General features: G+C 72.0%; 7 protein-coding genes. 3 read left to right on the forward strand and 4 right to left on the reverse strand.

Going from position 1 to position 8,406, the window contains the following annotated elements:
• Positions 1-442: 442 nt before the first annotated feature.
• A complete protein-coding gene (locus EBH09_RS16880) occupies positions 443-991 on the reverse strand; it encodes a MarR family transcriptional regulator (RefSeq protein WP_121747846.1) in 549 nt (182 codons plus the stop codon).
• A gap of 135 nt (positions 992-1,126) precedes the next feature.
• Between EBH09_RS16880 and EBH09_RS16885 the strand changes: the two genes are divergently transcribed.
• Positions 1,127-2,404, forward strand: coding sequence for an MFS transporter (locus EBH09_RS16885; RefSeq protein WP_121747847.1), 1,278 nt, complete (start codon positions 1,127-1,129; stop codon positions 2,402-2,404).
• Positions 2,405-2,469: 65 nt separating this feature from the next.
• On the opposite strand, the gene EBH09_RS16890 is transcribed toward EBH09_RS16885, so the two are convergent.
• On the reverse strand, positions 2,470-4,110 hold the full coding sequence (locus EBH09_RS16890) for a SpoIIE family protein phosphatase (RefSeq protein WP_121747848.1): 1,641 nt from the start codon (positions 4,108-4,110) through the stop codon (positions 2,470-2,472).
• A 185-nt stretch (positions 4,111-4,295) separates the two neighbouring features.
• Positions 4,296-5,675 carry an NAD(P)/FAD-dependent oxidoreductase gene (locus tag EBH09_RS16895; RefSeq protein WP_121747849.1) on the reverse strand — a complete coding sequence of 460 codons (1,380 nt, stop codon included), beginning with the start codon at positions 5,673-5,675 and terminating at the stop codon, positions 4,296-4,298.
• 373 nt (positions 5,676-6,048) lie between these two features.
• Here EBH09_RS16895 and EBH09_RS16900 point away from each other — a divergent pair, with 373 nt between their 5' ends.
• On the forward strand, positions 6,049-6,843 hold the full coding sequence (locus tag EBH09_RS16900; protein ID WP_121747850.1) for a helix-turn-helix domain-containing protein: 795 nt from the start codon (positions 6,049-6,051) through the stop codon (positions 6,841-6,843).
• Between the two features lie 269 nt (positions 6,844-7,112).
• Here the strand turns inward: EBH09_RS16900 and EBH09_RS38960 are convergent, their stop codons facing one another.
• Positions 7,113-7,379: a hypothetical protein gene (locus EBH09_RS38960; protein ID WP_238697345.1), complete on the reverse strand. Its 267-nt coding sequence runs from the start codon at positions 7,377-7,379 to the stop codon at positions 7,113-7,115.
• Between the two features lie 9 nt (positions 7,380-7,388).
• On the opposite strand from EBH09_RS38960, the gene EBH09_RS37865 reads away from it, so the two are divergent.
• On the forward strand, positions 7,389-8,406 hold a 1,018-nt coding region (locus tag EBH09_RS37865), incomplete at its 3' end, for a sigma-70 family RNA polymerase sigma factor (RefSeq protein WP_238697346.1).

Raw genomic sequence — 8,406 nt, forward strand, 5'->3', positions numbered from 1 at the left:
ACTCACCCGAGAGACTCTCTCAGGCTTTCCTCCGGGCGCTTCCCTTCGGTCTTGCGTTTCCGACTCTATCAGATCTTTCCGATCCGATTTCCCCGGCGCCTTTCCGGTTCCCGCTTTCGCGTTTCCCTTTCCGGCGGTTCCGACTCTATCAGATCCTTTCGGCCCTGATTCCCCGTCAGAGGGGGTTGTCTTCGCGGCTGTTGGGCCGTTCCGACGTCTCAAACCTTAGCGGACCTTCTCGACGATTCCCAATCGGACCGTCGAGCCCCAATCGGAATTGAATTCGGACACGCCGAAACCATTCCCGCTGGGAGATCGTGCTGGTGGTTTGGTTGCCGCTGGTGCGGCGGGAGGTGCTACCGCAGAACCGTTACGGCCCCGTGGCAACCCGAAGAACCCTACGGATCCCGTAGGGGGCTGTCAAGGCCACCTGTCAAGATCTTTAATCGAGGTCGCTGAGCCGGCCGCCCGCGTCCGGCTGGGCGTGCTCCACCCTGCGCAGGAGGCGGGTGAGGACGTCACCCAGTGCGGTCCGGTCGTCCGCGGAAAGGTCCTGAAGCAGGTCCTCCTCGAAGACCGAGGCGAGGCGCATCGCCTCCAGCCACTTCGCGCGGCCCTCCGCGGTCAGCTCGACGATGACGCGGACCCGGTTGGACTCGTCGCGGTCCCGGGTGACGAGCCCTTCCCCCACCATGCGGTCGATGCGGTGGGTCATCGCGGCCGGGGTGAGACCGAGACGCTTGGCGAGGTCTCCCGGGCCCAGGCGGTAGGGGGCGCCGGAGAGGACGAGCGCCTTCAGCACCTCCCAGTCGGTGTTGCTGATGCCCAGCTCGGCGGTCTGCCGGCCGTACGCGACGTTCATGCGGCGGTTGAGGCGGGAGAGCGCCGAGACGATCTTCTCGACCTGCGGGTCGAGGTCCTGGAACTCGCGCTGGTAGGCGGCGATCTGCTCTTCGAGTGTCGGCTCGCCGGCGCCGGAGGTGTCGCCCATGGCCGCAGTATGGCACGCGACCCCTTTGCCTTGAAGTCCTTCGCTGTGTACTCTTTAGCTTCGAACTTTAGCTTCTAAGTCTTCACTCCTAACGGATGGAGCATCGACCCAGAGAGGGTGAACGTGACCAGGGCAATGGGCGCAGCGATGCGCCGGATTCATGTGGGCAACGCACTCAGCGCGTTCGGGCTCGGCTTCACCGTCCCCTACCTGTACGTCTACGTGGCGCAGGTACGGGGACTCGGTTCTGTGACGGCGGGTCTCGTGCTCGCCGTCTTCGCCGTGGCCGCGTTGGTCGTGCTGCCGTTCGCCGGGCGGGCCATCGTCCGGCGGGGCCCGCTGCCGGTACTGCTCGCCGCCCTGGTCACCGCCGCGCTCGGTGCGCTGAGCCTGGGGCTGTCGGCCTCGGCGGCCACCGTGCTGTCGTCCGCCGCCGCGCTGGGCGCGGGGCAGGCCGTGATGCAGCCGGCGCTCGCCACGATGATCGTGGATTGTTCGCCGTCCGAGACGCGGTCACGGGCGTTCGCGACGCAGTTCTTCCTGCAGAACCTGGGGCTCGGCGTCGGCGGGCTCATCGGTGGGCATCTCGTCGACACGTCGAGTGCCGCGTCCTTCACGCTGCTGTTCGCGATCGAGGCGGCGATGTTCCTGGTGCTGGTCGCGGTCATGGCGACGGTGCGCACACCGCGCGCGCCGCGCATGGAGGAAGCGCTGGGGCGGTCCGCCGGGGGCAGCTGGAAGCAGCTGCTCGGCAACCGCGCCATGGTGCAGCTGTGCGTGCTGGGCTTCGTGCTGTTCTTCGCCTGCTACGGGCAGTTCGAGTCGGGGCTGAGCGCGTACGGCGTCGAGGCGGCAGGGATCTCCACCTCCACGCTGGGCACCGCACTGGCGGCGAACACCCTGGTGATCGTCATCGCGCAGTTCGCGGTGCTGAAGTTCGTGGAGCGGCGGAAGCGGTCCCGCGTGATCGCCGCCGTCGGTCTGATCTGGGCCGTGGCGTGGGCCGTGGCCGGTTACGCCGGGCTCGGGCACGGCAGCCAGGCGATGGCGACGGCCGCCTTCATCTCGACGTACGCGCTGTTCGGTCTGGGTGAGGCGCTGCTGTCGCCAACGGTGGCGCCGCTGGTGGCGGATCTGGCGCCGGCCGGGCTCGCCGGGCAGTACAACTCGGCCTTCGCCCTGGTGAAGCAGCTCGCGCTGGCGATCGGGCCGGCGGTGGGCGGGCCGCTCGGGGCCTCGCTGCACGCGCCGTACATCCTGGCGTTCCTGTTGTTCTCGCTGGGCATCACGGTGCTGGCGGTGCGGCTGGGGCGGCAGCTCACGGACGTACAGAACCAGCCGTCGCTCGCCAGGAGCCGGGTGGTCACGCAGAGCGGGGCGCCGGCCGAGTCGGTGGCGGCCGCGGAGGCGTGAGCGAGCGGGGCAGTGACGGGTTCGCCCCGGTCACTGCCCCGTCACTGCCCCGTCCCGGTCCCTGTTCACGGCTTCGGCAGGACGAACTCGCACCAGACCGCCTTGCCGCCCCCGGGTGTGCGCCTGGATCCCCAGTTGGAGGCGATGGTCGCGACGATGGCGATGCCCCGGCCGGACTCGTCCCCGGGTTCGGCTCGGCGGCGTCTGGGCAGGTGGTCGTCGCCGTCGGTGACCTCGATGATCAGACGGCGGTCGGTCCGGCGCAGGCGCAGCCGCATGGGCGGCGTGCCGTGCTGGAGGGAGTTGGCGACCAGTTCGCTGGTGGCCAGGACGCCCAGGTCGTGCAGTTCGGTGGGGAAACGCCAGCTGGTCAGGACGCCGGAAGCGAAGGCACGCGCGCGTGGGGCCGCTTCCACGCCGCCGAGCAGTTCCAGGGCGGCGTTGCGGAAGCGTTCGGCATCGGCGCCCTTGCGGGCGGGGTGCTGGAGGACCAGGACGGCGACGTCGTCGTCGTGGTCCGGGGTGACGCCCGCCGAGCGGACCAGGCGGTCGCAGACCACCTGGGGCGTGCCGGTCGCGCCGGACAGGGCACGCTCCAGGGCGGCGATGCCCTCGTCGAGGTCTTCGTTGCGGCGTTCCACCAGGCCGTCGGTGTAGAGGACGGCCGTGGAGCCGGGGGTCAGGGCGATCGAGCCGGAGGAGTGCATCCAGCCGCCGGTGCCGAGCGGGGGGCCGGTGGGTTCGTCGGCGCGCTGGACGGTGCCGTTCTCGTCGCGGACCAGGATGGGCAGGTGCCCGGCGGACGCGTAGACCAGCCGGGCCTCGTTCGGGTCGTGGATGGCGTAGACGCAGGTGGCGATCTGGTTGGCGTCGATCTCGGTGGCGAGTCCGTCGAGGAGCTGGAGCACCTCGTGCGGGGGCAGGTCGAGGCGGGCGTAGGCCCTGACCGCCGTACGGAGCTGGCCCATGACCGCCGCCGCGCGGACACCGCGCCCCATGACGTCGCCGATGACCAGGGCGGTGCGGCCGCCGCCGAGGGTGATCACGTCGTACCAGTCACCGCCGACCGCGGCCTCGGTGCCGCCGGGGTGGTAGGTGGCGGCGACGCGCAGGTCGTCGGGTTCCTCCAGTTCCTGCGGGAGCAGGGAACGCTGGAGGGTGACGGCGGTCTCGCGCTGGCGGCTTTCGCTCGCGCGCAGACGGGCGGCGGCCTCGGCGTGGTCGGTGACGTCGGTCGCGAAGACGAGTACGCCGCCGCTGTCGCCCTCGGTGACCGGGGTGCAGGTGAAGGTGTAGGAGCGGCCGTCGGGGGCCTTGCGGGATTTGAGGGTGCGCGGCCTGCCGCTGCGCTGGACCTGGTCCAGGAGCGGGAAGAGGCCCAGCTCGTCCAGTTCGGGGAGGGCCTCGCGGGCCCGTTCCCCCGGATGGCGGGTGCCGAAGGCCGTGACGTAGGCGTCGTTGACGTAGGCGAGGCGGTGGTCGGGGCCGTGGACGAGGGCGACGAGGGCCGGGACGCGGTCGAGGACGTCGCGCACGGGCAGGTCGTCGACGGCGGGGACGGGCGGGGCCTCGTCGGTCAGCTGTTCGGCGCGGGCGGAGGGTACGGAGCCGTCGCTCCGCCGGTCCGGGGAGACCGTCGTGTCGGTCCGCGCTGCGGCGCGGCGCTGCGTTCCGGGGAGTCGGGCGCTCCAGCGCGTGAAGTTCACGAATCCTTGCCTCGTGTAGTTGTCGGCGGCCGGGGCCGGGACGGGCCGGGAGCGGCCGGCGGCCCGGGGCCGCGCGGGAGCGAGCGGTGGCGCGCCCGCGGTGGTGGACCAGTCTGGCAGGGTAGGTGCCGACCGGGCCGACATCCGTCAGACGCCGGACCGGCCGGGGGAGTTCCTGACTCCGGTCAGGACGACCCCTTCGGGTTGCGCGGAGGTTCCTGAGAAGGCTTTCCACCGGCCGCCAGTTCGAACTCCGCTCGCGGATGTTCGAGTGAACCCAGGGAAACGATCTCCCTTTTGAAGAGCCCGGCGAGGGCCCATTCGGCCAGCACGCGCGCCTTGCGGTTGACGGTGGGGACCCGGCTGAGGTGGTAGGCGCGGTGCATGAGCCACGCGGGGTAGCCCTTCAGCTTGCGGCCGTAGACGTGCGCGACGCCCTTGTGGAAGCCGAGGGAGGCGACGGAGCCGGCGTACTTGTGCGCGTACGTGTCGAGAGGCTCGCCGCGCAGGGCGTGCGCGATGTTGTCGCCGAGGACCCTGGCCTGGCGGACGGCGTGCTGGGCGTTGGGGGCGCATTCCCGGCCGGGTTCCGGGGCGGTGACGTCGGGGACGGCGGCGGCGTCGCCCGCGGCCCACGCGTGTGCGGCGCCGTCGACGGACAGGTGGGGGGTGCAGGTGAGCCGGCCTCGGTCGTCGAGGGGGAGGTCGGTGGCGGCGAGGAGCGGGTGGGGTTTGACGCCGGCCGTCCAGACGACCGTACGGGTGGGGAAGCGGGCGCCGTCACTGAGGACGGCGACGCGGTCCGCGCAGGACTCCAGGCGGGTGTCCAGGCGTACGTCGATGTTGCGGCGGCGCAGTTCGGTGACGGTGTAGCGGCCCAGGTCCTCGCCGACCTCGGGCAGGATGCGGCCCGACGCCTCGACGAGGATCCACTTCATGTCGTCCGGCGTGACGTTGTGGTAGTACCGCGCGGCGTAGCGCGCCATGTCCTCCAGTTCGCCGAGGGCCTCCACGCCCGCGTAGCCGCCGCCGACGAAGACGAAGGTGAGGGCGGCGTCGCGGATGGCGGGGTCGCGGGTGGAGGAGGCGATGTCCATCTGTTCGAGGACGTGGTTGCGCAGGCCGATGGCCTCCTCGACGGTCTTGAAGCCGACGCCGTGGTCGGCGAGGCCGGGGACGGGGAGGGTGCGGGAGACCGAGCCGGGGGCGAGGACGAGTTCGTCGTACGTCAGCCGTCGGGCGCCCGTCTTCTCCTCGCCGGTGGCGAGGGTGGTGATGGTGGCGGTGCGCGTCGTGTGGTCGATGGACCGCGCCTCGCCGATCACGACGTGGCAGTGGTCGAGGACGCGCCGCAGCGGCACGACGACGTGCCGGGGGGAGATCGAGCCGGCCGCCGCCTCGGGGAGGAACGGCTGGTACGTCATGTAGGGGTCCGGGGTGACGACCGTGATCCCGGCCTCGCCCCGCCTCAGTTCGCCTCTCAGGTTCCGCTGCAGACGCAGGGCCGTGTACATCCCGACGTAGCCGCCGCCGACAACGAGAATGCGCGCACGTTCCTTCACCATCCCATGACGCACCCGGCGCTTGCGTTTGTCCACAGGCTCGTCGATTTGTGTGATCGGAGATCGGGATGGCGCGGGGTGGGCCGGATCGCCGTGGTGCGGGGTGGTCGTGCAGGTCAGTGGGGGTGCATGCAGGGGAGAACGGCGGCACATTCGGGGCGTATACGACTCGTACTCCGATCGGTGGGTGCCCCGTGCGGAACGTGCCCCTTCTGAATTGACTCCCGCTCAACTATGTTCTTTCCCACGGTGTGTAGGGGGATGTGCTCATCGGGTCCGCGACGGGCGGACCGCCGAACCGGGCCTGTTCCGCGCACTCCGGCTTTCGATGGCGGGGAGAGTCTCCGGGGGGAGACGTCATTACCGGGGGATTGTCATGCATGTTCAGGACTCTCATTGGTCGTCCGCGTCCACTGTCGCGCCCGGTGGCGCGATGAGTGCGGCGACGGGTGGCGCACGCGGGGAATCACGGACCGCGCCTCTGCGCGTGGACGCCCAGCGCAATCTGGAGCACGTGCTGCGCGCGGCGCGCGAGGTGTTCGGCGAGCTGGGGTACGGAGCGCCGATGGAGGACGTGGCACGGCGCGCGCGGGTCGGTGTCGGCACGGTGTACCGGCGCTTCCCGAGCAAGGACGTCCTGGTGCGGCGGATAGCCGAGGAGGAGACGGCCCGGCTGACCGACCAGGCCCGGGCGGCGCTCGGGCAGGAGGACGAGCCGTGGTCGGCGCTGTCGCGCTTCCTCCGGACGTCGGTGGCCTCGGGCGCCGGGCGGCTGCTGCCACCGGGGGTGCTGCGGGTCGGGGTGTCGGACGACGGTGACGGCGGTGCCGGTGGTGACGGCGGTGCCGTGACCGGAGAGCCGCGGGTGCCGCAGCAGCGGATACAGCCGGGCTCGGGCGAGCTGCGGCTGGTGTCGGAGGGGTCCGCGCCCGTCGGTGCGTCGGACACCGGTGCGGACGACGACGGTGCGGCGGCGCTGCTGGAGGTCGTGGGCCGGCTCGTGGAGCGGGCGCGGTCGGCGGGTGAGCTGCGGCCGGACGTGTCGGTGTCGGACGTGCTGCTGGTCATAGCCACGGCGGCACCCTCACTGCCGGACGCCGCACAGCAGGCGGCGGCCTCGTCCCGGCTGCTGGACATCCTGCTGGAGGGGCTGCGGTCGCGACCGGCGTGAGGCGACGCCGCCGTGCGTGGGTGAGGACGGGTGGGCAAGCCGTGTCGGGGTTGCCCGCATCTCGCCCAACGCCTGCCCGGACGGGGCACCTCTTCCTTCCCCGAACGGCTGAGCGTTATTACCGCGTCGCGGCAAGTCCCCACGGACGAGTGATGGTCCGCACTGCGGGGTCCTGACCAAAAGCCAATATGGCACGCTGACCCGGTGTTCGGGACAGGGTGGGCCGGTGGCGGGGGCTTTCCGCGATGAGCGTTGACGGGCGGGACGGGTCACTCGGTGACGGTGAGGCCGGACCCGGCGACACCGGGTCCGGCGACCCGCCGCAGGTGCCGGGCCAGGGTGGACCGGCTCGGGGCCCTCGGGGCGGCGTTCCCGCGGATGGCCGCGTTCCCACGGAGGGTGGTGGGCCGGCGGAAGGCGGCGTCCCGGCCCAAGGCGGTGGGCCGGCGGAGGGCGGAGGGCCGGCCGAAGGCAGCCTCCCCGCGGAAGGCGGTGGGCCGGCCGAAGGCGGCGTTCCGGCGCAACGTGAGCTGCACGAGGACAGCGTGCTGCCCCCGCCGCGTGAGCCGCATTACGGCGGCGTCCTGCCACCGCCCCGCGAACTGCACGACCCCCACGACATGCACGCCCCGCACGACGGCGGCGTCCTGCCTCCGCTCCGCGAGATGCCGTTGTCCGACGCCGGGCTGATCGGGCGGATGCGCTCGGGTGACGACACGGCCTACGAGGAGCTGTACCGGCGCCACGCGGACGCGGTGCGCCGGTACGCGCGAACCTGTTGCCGCGACGCCCACACCGCGGACGACCTCACCGCCGAGGTCTTCGCCCGCATGCTCCAGGCGGTACGCGGCGGCTCGGGCCCGGAGCACGCCGTGCGCGCCTACCTGCTCACCGCGGTCCGGCGCGTCGCCGCCGGCTGGACCCGGTCGGCCGGGCGGGAGCAACTGGTCGACGATTTCGCGGTGTTCGCCGCGCAGGCCGCGCACACCACCAAGGTGGCGGACGACGACACCCTGGAACTGGGCGCCGACGTCCGGGCCATGCACGAGGCCGAGCAGTCGATGGCCATGCGGGCCTTCCGTTCCCTGCCGGAGCGGTGGCAGGCCGTGCTGTGGCACACCGAGGTCGAGGACGAGTCGCCGAGCGAGGTGGCCGTGCTCTTCGGGCTGGACGCCAATGGCACGCGCGTACTCGCCAGCCGCGCCCGCGAGGGTCTGAAGCAGGCCTACCTCCAGGCCCATGTCAGCGAAGCCCTCACCGCCGACGAGGAGTGCGCCCGCTACGCCGACCAGCTCGGCACCTACGCGCGCGGCAGGCTGCGCACCCGGGCCGAACGGGGCCTGCGCAAGCACTTGGACGAGTGCGCCAGGTGCCGGCTGGCCGCCGGCCAGATCAAGGAGGTCGCGGGCGGGATTCCCGCCGTGGTTCCGGTCGCTGTCATCGGCTGGTTCGGCGCCGCCGGCTACGCCAAGGCGGCGGGGATCATCGCCGGTGGCGCGGGGGCGACGGGTGCCGCCGGCGCGGCGGCCACGACGGGCGGTGGTGCGTCCGGCGGCGCGGGTG

Origin of the sequence: Streptomyces sp. E2N166, assembly GCF_003671715.1 — a bacterium.
Classification (GTDB): Bacteria; Actinomycetota; Actinomycetes; order Streptomycetales; family Streptomycetaceae; genus Streptomyces; species Streptomyces thinghirensis.